Annotated in this window: 20 protein-coding genes; 18 read left to right on the top strand and 2 right to left on the bottom strand. The window is 47.8% G+C overall.

Features of this window, described 5'->3' with window-relative positions; genetic code table 11:
• The first annotated feature begins 6 nt into the window (after positions 1-6).
• From fabZ to rpoS, 16 genes are all read left to right on the top strand, one after another.
• Positions 7-444: a 3-hydroxyacyl-ACP dehydratase FabZ gene (gene fabZ, locus XMA127_RS09395; RefSeq protein ID WP_173481446.1), complete on the top strand. Its 438-nt coding sequence runs from the start codon at positions 7-9 to the stop codon at positions 442-444.
• Positions 445-446: 2 nt separating this feature from the next.
• Positions 447-1217: an acyl-ACP--UDP-N-acetylglucosamine O-acyltransferase gene (gene lpxA, locus XMA127_RS09390; protein ID WP_173484531.1), complete on the top strand. Its 771-nt coding sequence runs from the start codon at positions 447-449 to the stop codon at positions 1215-1217.
• The gene (gene lpxB, locus XMA127_RS09385; RefSeq protein ID WP_217362078.1) at positions 1177-2370 is read left to right on the top strand and encodes a lipid-A-disaccharide synthase; all 1194 of its coding nucleotides are present in this window, start codon (positions 1177-1179) and stop codon (positions 2368-2370) included. The genes lpxA and lpxB overlap by 41 nt, the downstream gene beginning before the upstream one ends.
• Complete coding sequence (gene rnhB / locus XMA127_RS09380; RefSeq protein ID WP_173483414.1) at positions 2370-2972, top strand: ribonuclease HII; 603 nt, start codon at positions 2370-2372, stop codon at positions 2970-2972. Before lpxB ends, rnhB begins: the two co-directional genes overlap by 1 nt.
• 1 nt (position 2973) lies before the next feature.
• Positions 2974-6465: a DNA polymerase III subunit alpha gene (gene dnaE / locus XMA127_RS09375; protein WP_173495275.1), complete on the top strand. Its 3492-nt coding sequence runs from the start codon at positions 2974-2976 to the stop codon at positions 6463-6465.
• Positions 6466-6558: 93 nt separating this feature from the next.
• Positions 6559-7518, top strand: a complete 960-nt coding sequence (gene accA, locus XMA127_RS09370; protein WP_173488743.1) for an acetyl-CoA carboxylase carboxyl transferase subunit alpha — start codon at positions 6559-6561, stop codon at positions 7516-7518.
• Positions 7518-8795, top strand: coding sequence for a tRNA lysidine(34) synthetase TilS (gene tilS / locus XMA127_RS09365; RefSeq protein ID WP_173495276.1), 1278 nt, complete (start codon positions 7518-7520; stop codon positions 8793-8795). The genes accA and tilS overlap by 1 nt, the downstream gene beginning before the upstream one ends.
• An 89-nt stretch (positions 8796-8884) precedes the next feature.
• Positions 8885-10513: a CTP synthase gene (locus tag XMA127_RS09360; RefSeq protein ID WP_173484534.1), complete on the top strand. Its 1629-nt coding sequence runs from the start codon at positions 8885-8887 to the stop codon at positions 10511-10513.
• A gap of 15 nt (positions 10514-10528) precedes the next feature.
• The gene (gene eno, locus XMA127_RS09355) at positions 10529-11824 is read left to right on the top strand and encodes a phosphopyruvate hydratase (protein ID WP_173484535.1); all 1296 of its coding nucleotides are present in this window, start codon (positions 10529-10531) and stop codon (positions 11822-11824) included.
• 38 nt (positions 11825-11862) lie between these two features.
• Entirely contained in the window at positions 11863-12177 is a 315-nt protein-coding gene (gene ftsB, locus XMA127_RS09350; RefSeq protein ID WP_371731460.1) for a cell division protein FtsB, read from the top strand.
• Positions 12170-13195, top strand: a complete 1026-nt coding sequence (gene truD, locus XMA127_RS12100) for a tRNA pseudouridine(13) synthase TruD (RefSeq protein WP_173483411.1) — start codon at positions 12170-12172, stop codon at positions 13193-13195. The genes ftsB and truD overlap by 8 nt, the downstream gene beginning before the upstream one ends.
• 46 nt (positions 13196-13241) lie before the next feature.
• Positions 13242-13994, top strand: coding sequence for a 5'/3'-nucleotidase SurE (surE, locus tag XMA127_RS09340; RefSeq protein WP_173481436.1), 753 nt, complete (start codon positions 13242-13244; stop codon positions 13992-13994).
• 35 nt (positions 13995-14029) lie between these two features.
• Positions 14030-14665, top strand: coding sequence for a protein-L-isoaspartate(D-aspartate) O-methyltransferase (locus tag XMA127_RS09335; RefSeq protein ID WP_173481480.1), 636 nt, complete (start codon positions 14030-14032; stop codon positions 14663-14665).
• Positions 14666-14671: 6 nt separating this feature from the next.
• Positions 14672-15616, top strand: a complete 945-nt coding sequence (locus XMA127_RS09330) for a DUF368 domain-containing protein (RefSeq protein ID WP_217362077.1) — start codon at positions 14672-14674, stop codon at positions 15614-15616.
• A 4-nt stretch (positions 15617-15620) separates the two neighbouring features.
• Positions 15621-16346, top strand: a complete 726-nt coding sequence (locus tag XMA127_RS09325; protein WP_217362076.1) for a peptidoglycan DD-metalloendopeptidase family protein — start codon at positions 15621-15623, stop codon at positions 16344-16346.
• Positions 16347-16398: 52 nt separating this feature from the next.
• Positions 16399-17391, top strand: coding sequence for an RNA polymerase sigma factor RpoS (gene rpoS, locus XMA127_RS09320; RefSeq protein ID WP_173483410.1), 993 nt, complete (start codon positions 16399-16401; stop codon positions 17389-17391).
• On the opposite strand, the gene fdxA is transcribed toward rpoS, so the two are convergent.
• Positions 17392-17715 (bottom strand): ferredoxin FdxA, encoded by a 324-nt coding sequence (gene fdxA / locus XMA127_RS09315; protein ID WP_173481434.1) that lies wholly within the window; start codon positions 17713-17715, stop codon positions 17392-17394.
• Positions 17716-17759: 44 nt separating this feature from the next.
• Positions 17760-20354: a DNA mismatch repair protein MutS gene (gene mutS / locus XMA127_RS09310; RefSeq protein WP_173495277.1), complete on the bottom strand. Its 2595-nt coding sequence runs from the start codon at positions 20352-20354 to the stop codon at positions 17760-17762.
• A 262-nt stretch (positions 20355-20616) separates the two neighbouring features.
• Between mutS and XMA127_RS09305 the strand changes: the two genes are divergently transcribed.
• Together XMA127_RS09305 and XMA127_RS09300 are read left to right on the top strand one after the other, a co-directional pair.
• Positions 20617-21906, top strand: a complete 1290-nt coding sequence (locus tag XMA127_RS09305) for an integrase family protein (RefSeq protein WP_173483408.1) — start codon at positions 20617-20619, stop codon at positions 21904-21906.
• A 182-nt stretch (positions 21907-22088) separates the two neighbouring features.
• On the top strand, positions 22089-22316 hold the full coding sequence (locus XMA127_RS09300) for an AlpA family transcriptional regulator (protein WP_173483407.1): 228 nt from the start codon (positions 22089-22091) through the stop codon (positions 22314-22316).
• Positions 22317-22356 lie beyond the last annotated feature (40 nt).

Genomic DNA, 22356 nt, shown 5'->3' with positions numbered 1-22356 from the left:
CTGAATATGATGGATGTAAATGAGATCCGTAAATACCTTCCGCACCGCTACCCTTTTCTATTGGTTGACCGCGTTGTAGAACTAACACCCGGTGAATCCATTGTCGCTTACAAGAATGTGACCGTTAACGAACCTTTCTTTAACGGCCACTTCCCTGATCATCCCGTCATGCCGGGTGTCTTGATTGTTGAAGCGATGGCTCAAGCGGCCGGTATTCTTGGTTTTAAAACCATGGATAAAACACCTCAGGATGGTTCGATCTACTACTTTGTGGGTGCCGATAATCTGCGTTTTAAACGCCCAGTAGTGCCTGGCGACCGCCTTCAGCTTGAAGCGTTGGTATTGTCTGAAAAACGCGGTATCTGGAAGTTCCAAGTTAAAGCGACGGTTGAAGGTGAAACGGTTAGCTCGGCAACCATTCTGTGTGCTGATAGGAAGGTCTGATTTTGATTCACCCGCAAGCTATTATCGATCCCTCTGCTAAGTTGGCAGAGGGTGTTGAGGTTGGACCTTGGAGTTACATCGGACCTGATGTCGAGATCGGTGCAAATACTCGTATCGAATCACATGTTGTCGTCAAAGGCCCGACCAAAATCGGTAGCGGAAATCATATATTTCAATTCGCATCTGTGGGCGAAGATTGCCAAGATAAAAAGTATGCCGGTGAACCCACAGAGTTGATCATCGGTGATAACAACGTTATTCGAGAAGGCGTAACGATTCACCGCGGAACAGTTCAGGATAAAAGCCTGACGCAGATTGGCAGTCATAACCTTCTGATGGCCTATGTCCATGTGGCCCATGACTGTGTTGTCGGTGATCATACGATTTTGGCCAATAATGCAGCCTTAGCTGGGCATGTTCATGTTGGTGATCATACGATATTGGGCGGTTTTACAGCTGTTCATCAGTTCTGTCACATTGGTGCACATGTTATGTGTGGTGCCGGTACTGTTGTGCTCCAGGATATCCCCTCTTACACCCTTGCAACCGGTAATCCCGCATCACCACACGGCATTAATGCTGAAGGTCTAAAACGTCGAGGCTTCTCATCTGAGTCGATCCGTGCGCTTAAGAATGCCTATAAAACGATCTACCGTAAAAACCTTACTCTTGCGGATGCGATCGCTCAACTAGAGTCGCTTGAAGCTGGCGAGTCAGCATTGACCCCATTGATTGAGTCGCTACGTAACTCCTCTCGTGGAATCATCCGTTAATTCAACTAGACCCATTAAGATTGCTATTGTTGCTGGAGAAGAGTCCGGTGACATTCTTGGCGCTGGGTTGATCAGTTCGTTAAAGAAGCGCTATCCCAATGCCACATTTGAGGGGGTAGGAGGCCGTCGAATGATTGCTCAGGGCCTTAATTCAGAGTTTCCTATGGAGCGTCTGTCGGTTATGGGTCTGGTGGAGGTCTTAAAACGGCTTCGCGAACTTTTAAAACGGCGCAAGAAGTTAATAGAAAAGTGGTTGCAAACACCCCCCGATCTTTTTATTGGCATTGATGCTCCCGACTTTAATTTAGGTCTTGAGAGAGTCTTAAAAGAGCGTGCCATCCCAACGGTTCACTATGTCAGCCCCTCGGTTTGGGCCTGGCGAGAGAAACGTCTAAAAAAGATTGAACAGTCGGTTGATTTGATGCTCTGCTTTCTCCCTTTTGAAGCGAAGTATTACAAAGATACTCAGGTTAATGCTCAGTTTATTGGCCATCCATTAGCCACTCAGCTGCCACTCTCTATTAGTCAAAGCCAAGCCAAAACGGCTCTTGGTCTGAGTGATGCGAGTCCCGTATTGGCTCTGATGCCAGGAAGTCGCAGTTCTGAAGTGGGTAAGTTGGCACCCCCGTTCATTGAAACGGCACTCGCGCTTTGCAGTAAGATTCCCAATCTTCAGGTCATCCTTCCAGCCGCTAACGAAGCCCGTTATCAGCAGATAGCCCTGTTAATTCGAGAGGCTCAGGCAGAGAGTAAGATTAAACTTGTTCAAGGCTCCTCGCAGGAGTGTTTGATGGCGGCAGACTCAGTTTTGATTTCGTCCGGTACGGCAACACTGGAAGCGATGCTCTGTTCAACGCCTATGGTGGTGGCCTACAAAATGGCCCCGCTGAGTTATGCGATTATTTCTCGAATGCTAAAAACTCCCTATGTATCCCTGCCTAACCTATTGGCAGGCAGAGCATTGGTTCCCGAGATTTTTCAGTCTGATGTGAGGGTCGAGGTATTAGAGCCTCTGGTTTTACAAAGTCTGACGGATAGCCATTACATTCAATCGCTGCAGCAGGAATTTTCTGATCTGTCTGGGCTAATTCGCCAAGATGCCGATGAGCAAGCGGCAGAAGCTGTATCCACACTATTGGAGTTTAGAAGCTGATGCAGCCTCAAGAATTTAACTTTGCTGAGCACTCTCTCTTTGCCGGTGTGGACGAAGTAGGGCGAGGACCGCTTGTTGGCGATGTGGTTGCAGCAGCAGTGATTCTCGATCCTAACAATCCTATTGAGGGGTTGATGGATTCGAAAAAGCTGTCTGAAAAGCGTCGTGAAGCTTTGTCCATTGAAATTAAAGAGCGAGCGTTGTGCTGGTCAATCGCGGTTGCAACGCCGCAAGAGATTGATGAATTGAATATTTTGCACGCGACAATGCTGGCGATGAAGCGAGCGGTGTTGGGTTTATCCCAAGTGCCTGATCATGTCTATGTGGACGGTAATCGATGCCCCGAGATTCCTTACTCTGTTGAAGCGGTAGTGAAAGGTGACTCAAAAGTCGCAGAGATCAGTGCGGCTTCTATCATTGCTAAGGTACATCGTGATCATCAAATGCTAGAATTGGACGCACAATTTCCGCAGTATCAATTTGCCAAACATAAAGGCTACCCGACGCCGGCTCATCTTCAACTGATACAAGAGCACGGGGTATTACCGGAATATCGTCGTTCATTTGCGCCAGTAAGGCGCCTAATAGAGGGGAATCAGTAGAATGACTGACGCATCGTTCGTCCATCTTCGTGCGCACTCTGAGTTCTCACTCTATGATGGTCTGGTTCGTGTTAAAGAGCTAGTTAAGCATGCTGCACAGGCGCAGATGCCCGCTGTTGCGTTAACCGATCAGACCAACTTCTATGCGTTGGTTAAGTTCTTCAAAGCGGCCACTGCGGCGGGGATTAAACCAATCTGCGGGGTCGATTTTTGGGTGGTAGATGATGCCGATCCGGAGTCGCCACCGACCCAGTTGACGCTGCTCGTTAAAAACGGCTTGGGTTATCGTAATCTCACCGAACTGGTCTCTAGAGCCTATGCCGAAGGTCAGTCACTCGACCCTGAGCGTGCGCTTATCTATAAAAGCTGGATTGCTGAAAAATCTGAGGGTGTGATCGCGCTCTCGGGCGGTCGCCGTGGGGAGATAGGTCAGGCGATCCTATCTGGTCAGGCGGATTTAGAGGCTCGTCTGCAATATTGGATGGATCTTTTTCCAGATGCCTTCTATCTGGAATTGGTTAGAACAGGGCGCTCTGATGAAGAGACGGTCATCCATAAAAGTATCGAGCTTGCCCAGTCGCTGGGTTGTCCTGTCGTTGCAACCAATGAAGTGATGTTTGTCCGCGAGGATGACTTTGATGCTCATGAAGCGCGAGTCTGTATTAACCAGGGGCGCACTTTGGATGATCCTACGCGCCCAAGAGATTACTCTGATCAGCAATATTTCAAATCCTCTGAGGAGATGATTGAGCTCTTCTCTGATATTCCCTCAGCGATCGAAAACAGCGTTGAAATCGCCAAACGATGCAACATCGAGATTGAACTCGGAACTTACTACCTGCCAAGATTCCCAATACCTGAAGGGGTGTTGATGGATGACTACTTCAGGAGAGTGTCTGAAGTCGGTTTAGAAGAGCGCCTCGATTTTCTCTTTGATCGAAACTCAGAAGAGTTTTCTGAGATTCGTAAGGCCTATGATGAGCGGTTGAAGTTTGAGCTGGATATCATCATCCAGATGGGTTTCCCAGGTTACTTCCTGATCGTCATGGACTTCATCAAATGGGCTAAAGAGAATGGTATTCCTGTAGGGCCAGGGCGTGGTTCCGGTGCCGGCTCATTGGTCGCTTATGTCCTTAAAATTACCGACCTTGACCCACTTGAGTACGATCTTCTGTTCGAACGTTTCCTTAACCCGGAGCGTGTTTCGATGCCGGACTTTGATATCGATTTCTGTATGGATAATCGAGATCAGGTCATTGACTACGTCGCTCAAACCTATGGGCGAGATGCCGTTTCGCAAATCATTACCTTCGGTACCATGGCGGCTAAAGCGGTGGTTCGAGATGTGGCGCGTGTTCAAGGTAAGCCCTTCGGTCTTGCTGACCGCCTCTCTAAATTGATCCCATTTGAAGTGGGAATGACACTCAATAAAGCTTGGGAGCAGGAAGAGGCGCTTCGCGAGTTCGTTGAAGGCAGTGAAGAGGCTCAAGAGATTATGGAGATGGCCTACAAACTCGAGGGGGTTACTCGAAATGTAGGTAAGCACGCCGGTGGTGTGGTGATCTCTCCAACCAAACTGACCGATTTCTCGGCAACTTACTGTGATGCTGAAGGTCAGGGCTTGGTGACCCAGTTTGATAAGAATGATGTTGAAGAAGCGGGTCTCGTTAAGTTCGACTTCTTGGGCCTTAGAACCCTGACTATCATTGACTGGGCACTTGAGACCATCAATAAACAGAAAGAGATTGAAGGCGAAGAGCCGCTGCGAATTGAAGCGATCGATTTAGAGGATCCAGAGGTCTACGCTCTACTCAAGCGTGCAGAGACTACGGCGGTTTTCCAGCTCGAATCCAGTGGTATGAAAGATTTGATTCGTCGTCTCTTGCCGTCACGTTTCGAAGATATCGTCGCACTGGTGGCCTTGTTTCGTCCCGGTCCTTTGCAATCGGGCATGGTTGATGACTTTATTAACCGTAAGCATGGCCGCGCTGAGATGGCTTGGCCTCACCCTGATTACCAGCTGGATTCTCTTCAGCCGGTATTGGAGCCGACCTACGGCATCATTCTCTACCAAGAGCAGGTCATGCAGATCGCTCAGGTGATGGCGGGTTATACGCTGGGCGGAGCGGATATGCTGCGTCGAGCGATGGGTAAGAAAAAACCAGAAGAGATGGCGAAACAGCGACATCTTTTCATTGAGGGCTCAAGCGCTCAGGGCATTGATGAAAAACTGGCCGGTAATATCTTTGACCTGGTTGAAAAATTTGCGGGTTACGGATTTAACAAATCCCACTCGGCTGCCTATGCATTGGTCTCTTACCAAACAGCTTGGCTAAAAACCTACTATCCAGCGCCATTCATGGCTGCTGTTATGTCCTCTGATATGCAGAACACCGACAAGGTGGTGATCTTCATTGAAGAGTGTCGTCAAATGAAGCTTAAAGTACTGCTTCCCGACGTTAATTTGAGTGAGTTCAAATTTACGGTGGGTCCAAATCAGGAGGTTGTCTACGGGCTTGGAGCGGTTAAAGGCGTAGGTGAGGGTCCTGTTGAAGCGATCATGGAGGCTCGGAAATCGGGAGCGTTTAAAGATCTGTTCGATTTCTGTAAACGAGTAGGGTCTAAAAAACTCAACAAGCGAGTGCTTGAATCCTTAGTACGCTCTGGTGCTGTTGATGCCTTAGGTCCCAATCGAGCGGTGTTGTGGGCCGCTATACCTGCAGCTTTGCAGTCGGCCGATCAAGATGCGCGCAATCAAGATGCGGGAATGTTCGACCTGTTTGGTGAGTCTGAAGAGGTTGTCGATGCCGATCCTTTCGAGCAGTTCATGAATGCTCGCGAGTGGAGCGACAAAGAGCGTCTGAATGGCGAGAAGGATACCCTCGGTCTTTACGTGACGGGTCACCCTATTGATGAGTATGAGTCTGAATTAAAACACTTTGTTTCTCGCAAACTACAAGAGCTTCAACCGGCTAGAGGGCGAGCTCAAAAAATGGCCGGCTTGGTTGTCGACCTGCGTGTTAAAAAGACCAAGCGAGGCGAAAATCTCTGCTTTGTAACCTTGGATGATCGATCTGCTCGTATCGATGTGAGTCTGTTTGGTGAAACCTATGATGAAGCGCGTCGTCTGATTCAAAAAGATCAGGTGATTGTGGTGGAAGGAGAGGTGGCTCAAGACGACTATAACGGTGGCCTCAAGGTGCGTGGACAGCAGGTATTAAGTGTCGCGGATGCCCGTATTCGTTATGCGAAGTCGTTAACGATTAAGGCCGACGCAAAGGGATTAACTCAACAAAGCTTGAGAATGTTGCAGGACTCTTTGAAAAAAGCACGCGCTTATCAGCAGGGTATGCCTGTTGTGATTGACTATAGCTGTGCTGAGGCGAAGGGTCGGATTGAGCTTGGCTCAGAGTGGATTGTCTCTCCTGATGACGACCTGATGCAATCACTTCGCGAGCAGTTTGGTAATCAGAGCGTCTCGCTGATCTACTAGTTTTCCTGACAGTATTTAGCCACCTAGGGTGGCTACTTTTTTGCGTGCGCGGTAGAATTCAACAATCAGTTTTATCTTTTAGAAGCGAATTGTATGAACCCCAACTACCTTGATTTTGAACAGCCAATTGCTGATCTGGAAGCAAAGATCAATGAACTTAAACACGTTGGCGAAGATAATGAGAGTATCAATCTCTCTGACGAGGTATCGCGCCTTCGTGAAAAAAGTCACTCTCTGACTCGTTCAATCTTCTCTGACCTGAGTGCTTGGCAGGTTTCGCAATTAGCTCGCCATCCGCAACGCCCATACACACTGGACTACATCAAATACATCATCGATGAGTTTGAAGAGATTCATGGCGACCGTCATTTTGCTGATGATCAGGCGATTGTGTGTGGTATTGGTCGTTTAGACGGTCAGCCTGTTGCTGTGATTGGTCATCAGAAAGGTCGTGAAGTCAAAGAGAAGGTTCGTCGCAACTTTGGTATGCCTCGTCCAGAAGGTTACCGTAAAGCACTCCGTGTGATGGAGATGGCAGAGCGATTCAACATGCCGATTCTTACCTTTATCGATACTCCAGGGGCCTACCCAGGCATCGATGCTGAAGAGCGTGGTCAATCGGAAGCGATTGCATTCAACCTTGCGAAAATGTCTAAGTTGAAGACGCCTATTATCGCAACGGTGATTGGTGAAGGGGGTTCTGGTGGTGCATTGGCTATCGGTATCTGCGATGAGCTACTAATGCTTCAGTACTCAACTTACTCAGTCATCTCCCCAGAGGGCTGTGCTTCAATTCTATGGAAGAGCGCAGAGCGTGCTTCAGACGCAGCTAAAGCGATGGGTATCACGTCTGAGCGTCTCCACGAACTGGGTCTGGTTGATCAGATTGTTGCTGAGCCGTTGGGTGGTGCGCACCGTGATCCCGCGTTGATGGCCGCTAGTCTTAAGCAGCAGTTGCAAGCCTCACTGCAAAAACTGACTGGCCTAGCTGATCAAGAGTTGCTGGATCAACGTTATCAGCGAATTCTCTCTTACGGCGCAATTGGTCGTTAATGAGCAATAAAACAGCCGCAGATATTCGAGAGAGTCTGCGGCTTTTTTTTCTACATCATCCCCATATTGAGCATTGGGTCGTTGCCTACAGCGGCGGTCTAGACTCAAGCCTGCTTCTCAAGCTCTGTTCTGACATACTCCCTCCTGATCGCTTGTCAGCACTGCATGTTAATCATCAGCTGCAAAGCGGTTCTGATAGCTGGGAGCGATTTTGTGCTGAATCAGCATCCGAATGGGGTGTCTCTTTTGAATCAGAAAAAGTGACCTGTGACTCCTCGTCTGAAGAGAGCGCAAGGCAGGCGCGTTACTCTGCATTTAACAAGCGTTTAAAGCCCAAAGAGGCTTTGCTGCTAGCCCACCACCAAGATGATCAAGCCGAAACGGTCCTCTTTAACCTCTTTAGAGGCTCAGGTGTTAATGGGCTTTCGGGAATTGCTTCAAATAGATCGGTTGGGGAAGGAGAGCTTTTCAGACCGCTTCTGAATACGACAAAGTCTGATATCGAGTCAGCGGCCAAAGAGTTGCAGATTGCTTGGGTGGATGATCCCAGTAATCTTGATACAAGCTTTACCAGAAACTGGATTCGTAGAGATTTGTCGGGCGTTTTGAGCGCTCAATGGCCTGACTGGAAATCTACGCTGGCTAAAACAGCGTCACGTTTGAGCGAAGCGAGTGAATTGCATGAAGCGCTGGCGCAGATGGATCTTGAACGTTGTCAGCTAGAGGAGGGGGTTCTCTCCTTAGCACTCCTGTTGCAGCTCTCACTGGCACGTAAGAAAAATCTTCTCTATCACTGGTTAAGTTCTGCTGGCCAGAGGGTAGGCTCGGAGAAACAGCTGGAATCGATTGCAAAGCTGGATGTAAAAGCAAAGGGTGAGTGGCAATTTTCCACAGTGATTTTGCGCGCCTATGATGAGAAGTTATTTTTATCACCTGATATTGAACGTCAACCCTGTGAGTCCATGGAGTGGGTGGTGTCTGATGAGACAGTGACATTTGGTCCTGGTCAGTTGAGCGCCATTAGATCTGAGGCTGGGCTGCCGGTAGATATGAAGCTAACTCTTCGAGCTCGAGAGCCAGGTGAGTCTGTTTACATTGAGTCTCGCGGGGGGCATGTCAGTATTAAAAAGCTGATGAATGAGCATCGAATCCCACCTTGGTTAAGAGAGTGTTGGCCAATTGTCTGTTCGTCGGGTCAGGTGGTGGCGATTCCTGAAATATGGCTGGATGAAAAAGTCTGTGTTAAAGACGGATTTTTACTAAATTGGGTCGTTTGATGTTTGTTACCAAAGCGCTCTTTTGGTAGACTGATTTCCCATCTTGAGTTCGCTAGAACTCCCTACAAACTCTATCTGACAGGTTCTGCATGACGCGCTATATTTTCGTCACCGGTGGTGTTGTTTCCTCATTGGGCAAAGGCATTGCTTCGGCCTCTCTCGCGGCAATTTTGGAAGCGCGTGGTCTTAAAGTCACCATGCTTAAGCTCGATCCATACATTAACGTGGATCCTGGTACTATGAGTCCGTTTCAGCATGGTGAGGTATTTGTCACCGAAGATGGTGCTGAAACCGATTTGGACCTTGGCCACTACGAGCGTTTTATTCGTACGACCATGGGCAAGCGAAACAACTTTACGACAGGCCGTATTTATCAACACGTTCTTCGTAAAGAGCGCCGTGGTGATTACCTAGGCGGAACTGTTCAGGTTATTCCTCACATCACTGATGAGATTAAGCGCCGCGTTATCGAAGGTGCAGGTGATGCTGATATCGCTCTCTGTGAGATTGGCGGTACCGTTGGTGATATTGAGTCCTTGCCGTTCTTGGAGGCTGTTCGTCAGCTGAAAGTGGAGCTGGGCTCAAACCGCGCTATGTTCATGCACCTTACACTTGTGCCTTACATTGCTACGGCCGGTGAGATTAAAACTAAGCCGTCACAGCACTCTGTGAAAGAGCTGCGCTCTATCGGTATTCAGCCTGATATTTTGGTATGCCGCTCTGATTTTGCGCTGCCTGAATCACAAGCTAAAAAACTCTCTATGTTTACCAACGTAGAAGAGCGCGCTGTTATTTCATTGCCTGATGCAAATACCATCTACAAAATCCCTGCGATGTTAGAAGCACAAGGTTTGGATCAGATCGTTGTTGAACGATTTAACCTGGATTGCCCTAAGGCTGATCTAGGTGAGTGGAATGCGGTAGCTGATGCGTTTTTGAATCCAGAGGGTGAAGTGACCATCGCGATGGTCGGTAAATACATGGAACTTCTGGATGCCTACAAGTCTCTTATCGAGGCGATATCACACGCAGGCATCTCACATCGTAAGAAAGTAAAAATCGAATACATCGATTCTGAACGTGTTGAGCGGGAAGGGGTTGAGATCCTTAAGGACTTCAGTGCGATCCTAGTACCTGGTGGATTTGGTGAGCGTGGTGTTGAGGGTAAGATCGAGGCGGTACGTTACGCTCGTGAAAATAAAGTCCCTTACCTTGGTATCTGCCTTGGCATGCAGGTTGCTGTAATTGAGTACGCACGTAATGTTGCTGGCTTGGCGGGTGCGACCTCGTCGGAGTTCAATACAGAAGCTGAGCACCCTGTTATCGGTTTGATTACTGAGTGGACGGATCACACCGGTGAAGTTGAACAGCGTACTGATGATTCAGATCTAGGTGGCACTATGCGCCTAGGTGCTCAGTTATGTCATCTTAAAGCGGGCACGCATGTTGCTGAAGCCTATGGTTCAACTGAAGTTGTTGAACGTCACCGCCATCGTTATGAAGTGAACAATAATTACGTTGCCCAGCTAGAAGCTGCCGGACTTGTTATCTCAGGTCGTTCAACGGATGGTGAGTTAGTCGAGGTTGTGGAGGCACCAGATCATCCGTGGTTTGTGGCTTGTCAGTTCCACCCAGAGTTCACCTCTACGCCACGTGATGGACACGGTCTATTTAAAGGATTTATTGGCGCTGCGCTTGAGTACCAAGCGAACAGCTAATTAGGAGTTAGGGAAATGACTACAATTGCAAACATCAAAGCACGTGAAGTATTGGATTCACGTGGTAACCCAACGGTTGAAGCGGACGTTGTTCTTGAGAACGGCATCATGGGGTCTGCTTGTGCGCCATCGGGTGCATCAACTGGTTCACGTGAAGCACTAGAGCTACGTGATGGTGATAAATCTCGCTACCTAGGCAAAGGCGTGCTTAAAGCTGTCGCTGCCGTGAACGGCGAAATCAAAGATGCCCTTGTTGGTATGGATGTGACTGATCAACGCGCTCTGGATAACAAGATGCTTGAGCTTGACGGTACTGAGAATAAGAGCAAATTTGGTGCGAACGCCATTCTTGCTGTTTCACTTGCAGCTGCAAAAGCGGCTGCGCAAGCTAAAAACATTCCACTTTATCAACACATCGCAGAGATCAATGGTACTCCAGGTCGCTACTCTATGCCTGTGCCAATGATGAATATCTTGAACGGTGGTGAGCACGCGGATAACAACGTTGATATCCAAGAGTTCATGGTGCAGCCGGTTGGCGTATCAAGTTTTGCCGAAGCGCTTCGTTGCGGTGCTGAAATTTTCCACGCGTTAAAAGCGGTGCTTAAAGCTAAAGGCCTTAATACAGCGGTTGGTGACGAAGGTGGCTTTGCGCCAAACCTTGCGTCTAATGAAGAGGCACTGGTTGTCATTAAAGAGGCGATCGCTAACGCAGGTTACGAGTTGGGTAAAGATGTCACTCTGGCACTAGACTGTGCCTCCTCTGAGTTCTACAAAGAGGGTATGTACGATCTTGCGGGTGAAGGTAAGAAGTTTGATTCAGAAGGATTCGGTGACTACCTTAAAGCATTGACTGAAAACTACCCAATTGTCTCTATTGAAGATGGCATGGATGAGTCTGATTGGGATGGTTGGGCGAGCCTGACAAGCAAGATCGGCGATAAGGTTCAGCTAGTTGGTGACGATCTATTCGTAACCAACACTAAGATTCTATCTCGTGGTATCGAACAGAGCATCGGTAACTCGATCTTGATTAAGTTCAACCAGATCGGTTCACTGTCTGAAACCTTGGATGCGATTAAAATGGCTCAGGATGCTGGCTTCACGGCAGTCATCTCACACCGTTCTGGCGAAACTGAAGATACAACCATTGCTGACCTTGCAGTGGGAACAGCCGCTGGGCAAATTAAGACCGGTTCACTTTGTCGCTCGGACCGTGTTGCTAAGTACAACCGCCTCATTCGTATCGAAGAGGAGTTGGGTGCTGCAGCAGCATACCGAGGCCTAGTTGAGATTAAAGGCCAGGGTTAATAGAAACATGATATAAAAGGGCCTTAGGCCCTTTTTTTGTGGAGAAAAACAGCTTGCGTTGGTTTTGGTTAATTCTGCTCCTAATGGCAGTGGCGCTTCAGTATCGACTCTGGTTCGGAGAGCCAAGCTTGCCTCAAATTTGGCAGGTACAGAGCGATATTGAAGAGCAGCGCAAGATTAACCAGAGGCTGTTGGAGCGAAACTCAGAGCTGGAAGCTGAAGTGCAAGATCTAAAACGCGGCTTGTCAGCACTCGAAGAGAGAGCCCGATCTGAAATGGGAATGATTGGTAAAGAGGAGACTTTTTATCAGGTGGTTAAGCCTTTGACACCATCGGAGATGGATAGTGACTGAATTTGTTGTAGAGCCTTTCAGCTATGTGAACGGCCAACCCGATGTGAAGGCACAGCTTCGTTCTGCACCAGAGGATTTTCGTGTTGTTGAAGATTTGGGGTATGAACCAGAGGGTGAAGGCGAACATCACTACCTATACATTCAGAAACGCGGTGAAAACACCGATTGGGTGGCGCGTCAGCTAGCTAACTTCTGCCAGGTCAGCCCCAGAGATGTGGCCTACGCAGGTAAAAAAGATCGCCATGCCGTAACTGAGCAGTGGTTCAGTGTCCATCTGCCCGGATCTCGACGTGTGCTTAACTGGGCGTTATTCGGTGGTGATACGATCAATGTTCTCAAGTCGAGTAAACATCGTCGCAAGATTAAACTCGGTCATCTTAAGGGTAACCGATTTGAGATTACCCTCAGAGAGGTCTCTGATGTAAATCGACTTCTGCATAAAGCGACTTCTCTTGAATCAGGGGTTCCTAACTACTTTGGTGAGCAGCGATTTGGTCAGTCGTTCGGTAATCTTCACTCAGGATTGGCTATCCTGTCGGGTGAGTTGGTTGAACGTCAGCGCAACAAACGCAGCATGTACATTTCGGCACTGCGTTCCTATCTATTCAATCGAGTGATCTCCACTCGTATAGATCAAGGCACCTGGGATAGCCCTCTCGATGGGGATGTCTTGATCGAAGACTTCACGCAAAAAGTTCATCGTTACGACGCTAATGATCCTGATCAAAAAGCCCGTTTCGATCAGTGCGATCTGCATTTGACTGCGCCGATGTGGGGTAAAGGCGAATTATACTCCCTGGATAAGGCTCAGATGATAGAAAAGTCGGTCGTCGCGGGGTATCCTCAAATATCTGAGGGGTTGGAAACGCTTGGGCTTAGACAAGAGCGTCGCAGTATGCGATTGGTCCCAAGAGATTTGCATGTGGAAGTGCTAGAGGAACAGGTCGTAAAACTCAGTTTCTCTCTTCCATCAGGCTCGTTTGCCACGAGTGTTTTGCGTGAGCTGTGTGTCTGGTAACCCTTTCCACTTAGGATTGAGCCAATAATAGATAAGAGATAACTAGATGCATATTTTGGTTTCCAATGATGATGGTGTTTACGCACCGGGGTTGCGGGTTCTTGCTGAACGTCTAAAAGAGGCAGGTCACCGCTGTACGGTTGTAGCACCTGATCGTAATAGAAGCGGTGCTAGTAACTCGTTAACCTTGGATCGTCCTCTTGATGCAATTGTGCATAGTAGTGGTTATTTTGGAGTCGATGGAACGCCAACCGATTGTGTGCATTTAGGGGTTTCTGGGATTTTCTCAGATGGTGATATCCCTGATATCGTCGTTTCCGGTATCAATGCGGGTGCAAACTTGGGTGACGATATTGTCTATTCAGGTACCGTGGCTGCGGCAACCGAAGGTCGTCATTTGACACTACCACCTATAGCAGTATCGACCTGCAATTTTCACCCTAAACACTATGAAACGGCCGCACAGGTAGTGGCTGATCTGGTCGCGAATATTGAATCCTTGAAGGTTGCACCGAGAACCGTCATTAATGTGAATGTTCCTGATCTCCCTATGGATCAATTAAAGGGTGTGCAAATTACCCGTTTGGGCCACCGCAGTGCTGGCGAACCGCCACTACCTACTCAAGACCCACGAGGTCGAACTCGCTATTGGATTGCCGCCGTCGGTGAAGCCAAAGATCGTGTTGAAGGTACCGATTTCTATGCGGTTGAAAATGGCTATGTTGCGGTCACCCCTCTGCAGCTGGATATGACTCGCTACTCTGATCTTGATCAGGTGGCTGATTGGTTGGAGCAGTAATAGTGTCCCAACAGCTTTTACGTGAAGGGATCGGAATGACTTCACGCCGAACAAGAGAGAGGCTTCTCAATCGCTTGCAGGATCAAGGGATCACCGATAAAGCGGTATTAGAGACGATCGTTGAAACGCCCCGTCATCTCTTCATTGATGAAGCGCTATCGCATAAAGCCTATGAAGACACCGCGCTGCCAATTGGATATAACCAAACCATCTCTCAACCCTACACTGTCGCTAGAATGAGCGAGTTGCTGTTGGAGTTTGGTGCTAAAGATAAGGTGTTAGAAGTTGGCACGGGATCTGGCTATCAGACAGCAGTTCTTGCTCAGCTCTGTCAGCAGGTTTTCAGTGTAGAAAGAATTCTTCCGTTACAAGAGCGAGCTGCATCTGTACTGGGCTACTTGGGATTGAGTAATGTCTCTCTTTTTCACACTGATGGTGGAATGGGGCTCGAGCATGAGGCACCGTTTGATGCCATTATGGTAACGGCAGCCCCCTCAGTTATTCCTGAATCTTTGAAGAAGCAATTGAAGGTGGGTGGCGTTTTAGTGGCCCCTGTTGGAGATGAAGAGCAAAAACTGGTTCGCATTTTGCGACGCAGTGATTCGCATTTTGAGACCAAAGTGATAGAGCCGGTTAAGTTTGTTCCTCTACTCAATGGGTTGGTAAGTTAATAGACAATGGATCATTTAAATAAGCAGCGCACAGCGTTTCAATATTTTAAGTTGTTATTGAAAGGGATGTTGATGGGTGCGGCTGATGCTGTTCCTGGTGTTTCAGGTGGAACTATTGCCTTCATTACCGGTATCTATGAAGAGCTCATTCACTCGATTCGTCGCTTCGATTTGAAAGCACTGAATGTTCTTTTTAAGAAAGGCTTAGTGGCTGCCTGGAAACAGGTTAACGGAACCTTCTTGTTGGTCCTTGTAGCCGGTATCGCGCTCAGTATCATCTTATTGGCGAAGACGGTTCTGTTTCTCCTAGACGAGTACCCGGTTCTGTTGTGGTCGTTCTTCTTTGGTTTGATTCTTGCGTCAACATGGAGTGTGGCTCGTCATGTTGCAGGTTGGTGCGCCAATCGGATGTCCGTCTTTGTTCTTGGCGCGGTGTTGGCCTATTTGTTGACCTCCATGTCGCCCAGTAGTGTGCCTGATTCGGCGCTGATGGTCTTTTTTGCAGGGATGATTGCCATCTGTGCCATGATTCTTCCAGGTATCTCAGGTAGCTTTATTCTGCTTCTATTAGGGATGTATACGACCATTCTGACAGCGATTAAAGAGTTTGATTTTGCTGTTATCGCACTGTTTGCCGCTGGTGCGGCCTCTGGTTTATTGGCGTTTTCTCGAGTATTGAGTTGGGCTTTCAATCATTATCGCTCAATGACTTTAGCGCTGTTGTCAGGTTTTTTGCTGGGTTCACTCAATAAGGTGTGGCCATGGAAGTACACACTCTCTTACACCATCAACTCTAAAGGGCATCAGGTGCCGCTCGTGGAGCAGAATGTTACCCCAACAGCCTTTACAGATCTTACGGGTGAACCATCTCAACTAGTGTTGGCCATTCTATTGATGCTGTTTGGCTTAGCGGTTGTTCTGTTAATCGATAGACTGCCATCGAGAGGCTAACTGTTTGCGGCTCACTGCTTTACTTGCATTTGCGCTACTTCTCTCTGCTTGTAGCACAGGGTATGCCCCAGTTTCAGATCAGTCACTAGGTCTTCAGCGACCCACCATCGGTGCCGGTGAGTATCGTGTTCGATCGGGTGATACTTTGATTGGTATCGCCTTTAAATTAGGGATCGATCACAGAAGATTGGCAGCAATCAATGGCATTAAAGATAAAGATCTAATATACGCCGGCCAGGTTTTAAAAACTCAAGGCAGCCCTGTTGCTACTCCTTCAAAGCCCCCCTCTAGAGCGGTTGCTAAGCAATCAGTCAACAAAACCCCATCACCTAAAAAGAGAGTTGCGCCAGTCGTGACAAATTTTTCTTGGGGTTGGCCACATTCTGGCAAGATTCTTGCTAGGTATTCAGCTAAAGAGGGTGGCAATAAAGGTTTGGATATCTCTGGCAAACTGGGTGATGCAGTTAAAGCAGCAGCACCTGGGCAGGTGGTATATGCCGGCAGCGGTTTGCTAGGATACGGAAATCTTGTCATTATCAGTCATAGCCAAGAGTTTTTGAGTGCCTATGCGCACAACAGTAAAATTCTGGTTAAAGAGAATCAGCAGGTAAAAGCGGGGCAAGTGATTGCTGAGCTTGGAAGCAGCGGAGCAACGGTTCCCATGCTTCACTTTGAGATTCGAAAAGACGGTAAGCCGGTTGATCCGTTGCGCTATCTACCCAAACGATAGCCCGAACGTTTCAACAAGCCCTCACCCAATAGCTTGATGAAGTGAGTGCAGTATGAATTCAGACAGCAAGATTGAGTTCAATGATGAGTTGTCAGATGATTTAGATCTTTTAGATGGCGAACAAAATAATAATCAAAATGAGCATGAGACAGTCGTCGACTCTCGTCGTGGTAAAGACGGTGTCGCTCATGAAGATTTAATCTCAGCAGGTCAGCTGGACTCGACCCAACTCTACCTCAATGAAATTGGTGCTGCCTCGCTGTTGACGCCCGATGAAGAGAAATCTTTGGGTAGAGCGATCCAACAAGAGGGGTGCATGAAATCCCGTGCGCGAATGATCGAGGCTAATCTGAGGTTGGTGGTTAACATTGCGCGTCGTTACCAAAATCGCGGCTTATCACTGATGGATCTCGTTGAAGAGGGTAATCTTGGACTTATTCGTGCAGTAGAAAAGTTTGACCCTGAAAAAGGCTTTCGTTTTTCCACCTATGCCACTTGGTGGATTCGCCAAGCGGTTGAACGTGGGGTCATGAACCAGACGCGAACCATACGTCTACCCATCCATATTCTTAAAGAGTTGAACAACTATCTTCGCGTTGCACGTGAGCTCTCTCTTACACTGGATCGTGAGCCGACCCCAGAAGATGTGGCTCGTCATCTAGATGAGCCTCTGGAGAATGTTGAAAAGATTATGCGGTTGAATCAACGCGTTGGGTCTTTGGATATTGTGGCAACAGAGGATGGTCGATCGCTAACGGAAGCCATTTCGGATGAAAATGTTAAGTCCCCCGATGACCATAACGCCGATGAAGACCTTCACAAGAATCTAGAATATTGGATAGGCACGCTTCCAGAAAAACATTGCGAGGTTATCTCTCGACGCTTCGGCTTGCGTGGTTTTGATGCTCAGACCCTGGAAATGGTGGGTAATGAAATCGGCCTGACTCGCGAAAGGGTACGACAGATTCAGGTGGAAGGACTCAAAAAGCTTAGAGCGATCTGTTTAGAGAATGGTCTTAACGTCGATTCGCTGTTTAGGCTGTAGCTAACGCTCTAGTAACGCTAGCTTGTCGGTTTTTCCATTCCACTCTTCAGCATCAGAGAGTGGTGCCTTCCGGTAACGGATGTTTGGCCACTGCTCACTCAGTTCGGCATTGAGTTTGTAGTAGATATCCTCCTGTGGGAGAAGGTCATCCTCATGTTTAATAGCTTGAGCAGGGCATTCAGGTTCGCACAGTGCGCAATCGATACACTCATCAGGATGTATCACTAAGAAATTGGGGCCTTCGTAAAAACAATCCACGGGGCACACATCGACACAATCCGTATACTTACACTTGATACAGTTTTCGGTCACGATAAACGTCATGTGTTACCTCCCATCAGCTTTCTATTGAGTATAGATTAAGCGGATCAGTATTTCTCAACTAACTGTTTGAGCTCATAGATTAGGTCCAATGCCTCTCTAGGTGTGAGTGAGTCAGGATCCAATGCTTTTAACTTTAAGTCGCTCTCAGATGGAATAGGAGCGATAAAGAGATCGTTTTGTTGTGGTGATGCCGCTCCAGCTGTTTTGAGGCTGGTTGAAGTAAGAGGTTGAGATTGGCTCCCCTCTTCGAGCTGAATCAGTTTTGATCGGGCACTTTGAATCACTGAGCGAGGTACACCTGCCAATTGAGCAACTTGCAGACCGTAACTCTGGCTTGCAGGCCCCTCTTGGACCTCATGCATAAAGACAATATGGTCGTTATGTTCAACAGCCGTTAAGTGTACATTGACGACGCCGTCAATAAGCTCTGATAGTTGTGTTAGTTCAAAATAGTGGGTTGCGAATAGCGTCAGAGCCTTACACTCTTTAGCTAAATACTCTGCTGCGGACCATGCAAGTGATAGGCCATCAAATGTACTTGTGCCTCTTCCTACCTCATCCATTAGAACTAAAGAGCGCTCTGTTGCGTTATGCAGTATGTTAGCCGTTTCGGTCATCTCAACCATGAAGGTAGAGCGTCCGCCCGCCAGGTCATCGGAGCTACCCATTCGAGTGAAGATTTGATCGACGATGCCAATTTCCGCGCTGCTGGCCGGAACAAAGGAGCCAATCTGAGCCATTAAGGTAATGATGGCTATTTGTCGCATATAGGTGGATTTACCACCCATATTTGGACCGGTCACCATCAGCATCTGTCGTTCTGAATTGAGTTCGGCATTGTTGGCGACAAAGGGCGTGTCTAACACCTGTTCAACAACAGGGTGGCGACCTTCAGTAATCCTTAAACTAGCCGAATTAATCAAAGCTGGGCAGCTGTATTCCAAAGTAGAGGCGCGTTCAGCGAGGTTGCGTAGCAAATCTAACTCTGCCAGTGCCTCGGCTGATGAACGAAGAGGAGTAAGCTGTTCGGCAAGTAGATCGAGCAGCTCATCATAGAGGGCTTTTTCGCGGGCCAATGCACGGCTTTTCGCGCTAAGTGCTTTATCCTCAAACTCTTTAAGTTCCGGTGTTATAAAACGCTCTGCGTTCTTAAGAGTCTGACGGCGTTGATACTCTACTGGAGGTTCAAACTGTTGGGCTTTACCGACCTCAATAAAGTAGCCGTGCACGCGATTGTAGCCAACCTTAAGTGTGGCGATGCCTGTGCGAACTCGTTCACGTTCCTCGAGGTCAATTAGATAGCTACCTGCGTTTTCACTCAGGCCCTGAAGCTCATCAAGCTCAGCATCGTAGCCACTGGCAATGACACCGCCTTCACGAATGACAACGGGAGGATTCACTTTAATAGCTCGGCTCAAAAGCGAGGCTAGATCCGGAAAGGAAGAGACAGCCTGTTTGAGGTGGATGAGTCGATTGCCTTCGCAATCTGTCAGTAATTCTTGGATGTCTGGTAGCGCATTCAGTGCCAATTTGAGACGCTCTAGATCCCTTGGTCGAGCTGAGCGCAGAGCAACACGTGACAGAATTCGCTCTATATCGCCAATTGAGCGCATGACATCGTCAAAGGCTTCAAAACGGAACTGATCCAGCATCCATTGGATGGCTTGCTGTCGTTCTTGTAGAGCAGTGATATTACGAAGGGGTCTGTGCAGCCATCGGCGCAGCATTCTGGCAGCCATAGGTGTCTTAGTTCTATCTAAAACAGAGACCAGGGTTTGCTCGCTACCACCATTGAGGTTGACATCGATCTCAAGATTTTTACGTGTAGCGGCGTCGATATGAACCGCCTCGTTACCCTTATCTACGATTAAACTGTTGATGTGGGGTAGAGCGCTTCGCTGAGTATCTTTAGCGTATTGCATTAAACAGCCAGCCGCCGCAACAGCAAGTGACATGCCTTCACAGCCAAACCCCACTAGGTCTCGAGTTTTGAATTGCTCGTTTAGGATTCGATGTGCGGTCTCAATCTCAAACGCCCAAGGTGGCTGGCGCCTCAGGCCAAGACCACGAAGCGACTGGATCCACTCTTGCTCAGCAAGCTCATCTGAGACAAGCAGCTCTGCAGGCTTTAGTCGCTCGATTTCGGAGTGTGCGAATGCTGAAGTGTCGAGTTCAGAGACATGAAAGCGACCTGCGCTAATGTCCAGTACTGCTAGGCCATATCGATTTTTATGTTCATAAATGGCGGCTAAAAGATTATCACGACGCTCCTCTAGAAACGCCTCGTCTGTCAATGTGCCAGGTGTGATGATTCGAGCAACTTGACGCTCAACCGGCCCCTTGCTGGTGGCTGGATCACCTACTTGCTCGCAGATGACAACGGACTCACCCAGTCTAACCAGCCTGGCGACGTAGCCCTCGGCTGAATGAAAAGGGACTCCGGCCATTGGAATGGGCTCACCGCCCGATTTGCCACGTGCAGTTAGCGAAATGTCCAACAGCTCGGCAGCTCGTTTAGCATCGTCGTAAAAAAGCTCATAAAAATCCCCCATGCGATAGAACAGAAATTCATGTGGGTGATCGGCTTTGATGCGTAAATACTGTTGCATCATTGGCGTGTGCTGGGAAAGATTTTGCATATGCAAACCGGTGTTATTATTGATGTTTTTGTTTTTAACTATTTGATTCATATGTTATTTGTCGGTTTGCGTTAAGTGTTTTGATGTCTCGGTGCGTCTCAATGGATTTCAAGAGATTTCATTAAATCTCAGTTGTTAGTGTAGCATTTGGTGTAGTAAATAGTGCTTGGTGTAGTAAACTAAATCCTAAGCTACTTATTTACGCAAAACCCAACGCTGCAACGCTGGGCCTGCTAACCACTCTACCTAGAAGGAGGTGAGGATGGCTGCTGACATTCTAAAACTGCCGACTCAATCGCGCAAACAAACGAGCGGTATAGATGCTACTCCAAAGAAACCACTGACTGCTCTCGCCGTTAAGAATCACAAAGCAGGTATCTTGGCTGATACACATCCGTATCAAGGTTTGAGGCTTAGGGCTAATGCGAATGGGACAAAAACTTGGACGTATCGCTATCGGGCTGGAGATAAGCTAAAGCAGATAAAGCTAGGTACGTGGCCCGGTATGGAACTAGCCGAGGCGCGGGCAGCATTTCTGAATCAGAGGAAGCTGAGAGAGACTAACTGTGACCCTAGATCTGTCGCAGAGGCTGAGCGCGCTAAGCAATACCTAGCTGAAAGTGAGAGAGTGAAACCTGTCTATACGTTTGGTGATATGGTTGAGGATTACTTAACTGAGCGAGTTGAAAAGGATCGGCAGCTAAAAGGCGCACGTGAGACGCGCAGGTTGCTTGAAGGTGATCTTGGTAAGTTGAAGTCCATGGCAGTATCTGAGTCGAATGGGCCGTTGTTGCACAACCATATTCTGAACATCGCTGATAGAGCTCCAGATGTTGCAAGAGTGTTTCGGCAAGAGCTACGCAGGGCATGGCAATTTGCAGTTAATGTCGGACGTACAGACAAGGCTTGCTTGATTAATACTGATATGGGCGGGAAGTTAACTCAAGGTAAAAGAGAGCGTTCGCTTGATGTTAAAGAGATATCCCAGCTATTACCGTGGCTAAATAATTACTCTGATACTGTGGCCGATGTATTAGCACTAGTACTTTATCTTGGGTTGCGTAGTGGAGAGGTGTGCAAACTTCGTGATGAGTGGTTACATGAGCGTGAGGAAGGTTTGTGGATTGTTATCCCTAAGGCAGAAATGAAAAGGCAGCACTCTGATCACTGGGTGCCGCTTGAGGGTAGAGCGTTAGAAATTGTAAATAGACGCAAAGGTAGTGGGTATTGGTTCCCCTCACGAATCGGGGGGCATATAGCTCAAAAGGTTTTGGGCGTTGAGGTGTATGCTCATTCCGGCCGATCAAAGGCTAAAATCTATTCAGATAAAGCCGTATGCCCAGTAAAGGATTGGGCTCCTAATGATCTTCGTAAAACTGCACGTAGCCAACTAGCAGCGATTGGCTGTCCCTTCGAAGTGGCAGAAGGTGTTCTCCACCATAAACTTCCCGGTGTCGGTGGTCTTTATAATCAGCACAGATACCTAGATGAAAAACGTGAGTGGCTAAAAAAACTATCCGATCATTACAGTGGTTTAGTTGGTTTTTTATAGAATTATTTTTTATTAAAAATATGGTTTTTATATATTAGGTAGTTCTTATGTGTTTGTTTTTATTGGATAAAGTTTCGTTGATGCTTTGTGTTAACAAGTTAACAGTGGGTTGGAGAAATACTGGTTGCGAGGGTAGGTAATATGCCTATGATGGGTATCTTCTGTTAATCGGGAGATGCAACATGACTCAAAACACTACAGTGCCTATCAGTCTGGATGGGCCGGGTTTCATTTCAATCGAACAGATCATCCCTGATCTGATTCCAATATCTAAAGCTACATTTTATCGATGCGTTCAAAGTGGGGTTTATCCCTCATCTGTTCAAGTTTCTGCCAAACGTAGGGCATGGCGTAAATCTGATATCAAGTCACTTATCGAAGAGTTGGGGGGCTGTGATGAAAATTTCTAGAACAAAAATAGCCAAGGCCACTCAGCGATATGGTGATAAA

Origin of the sequence: Marinobacterium sp. xm-a-127, from assembly GCF_013283425.1 — a bacterium.
Classification (GTDB): domain Bacteria; phylum Pseudomonadota; class Gammaproteobacteria; order Pseudomonadales; family Balneatricaceae; genus Marinobacterium_E.
This window is presented reverse-complemented; position numbering and strand designations above follow the sequence as displayed.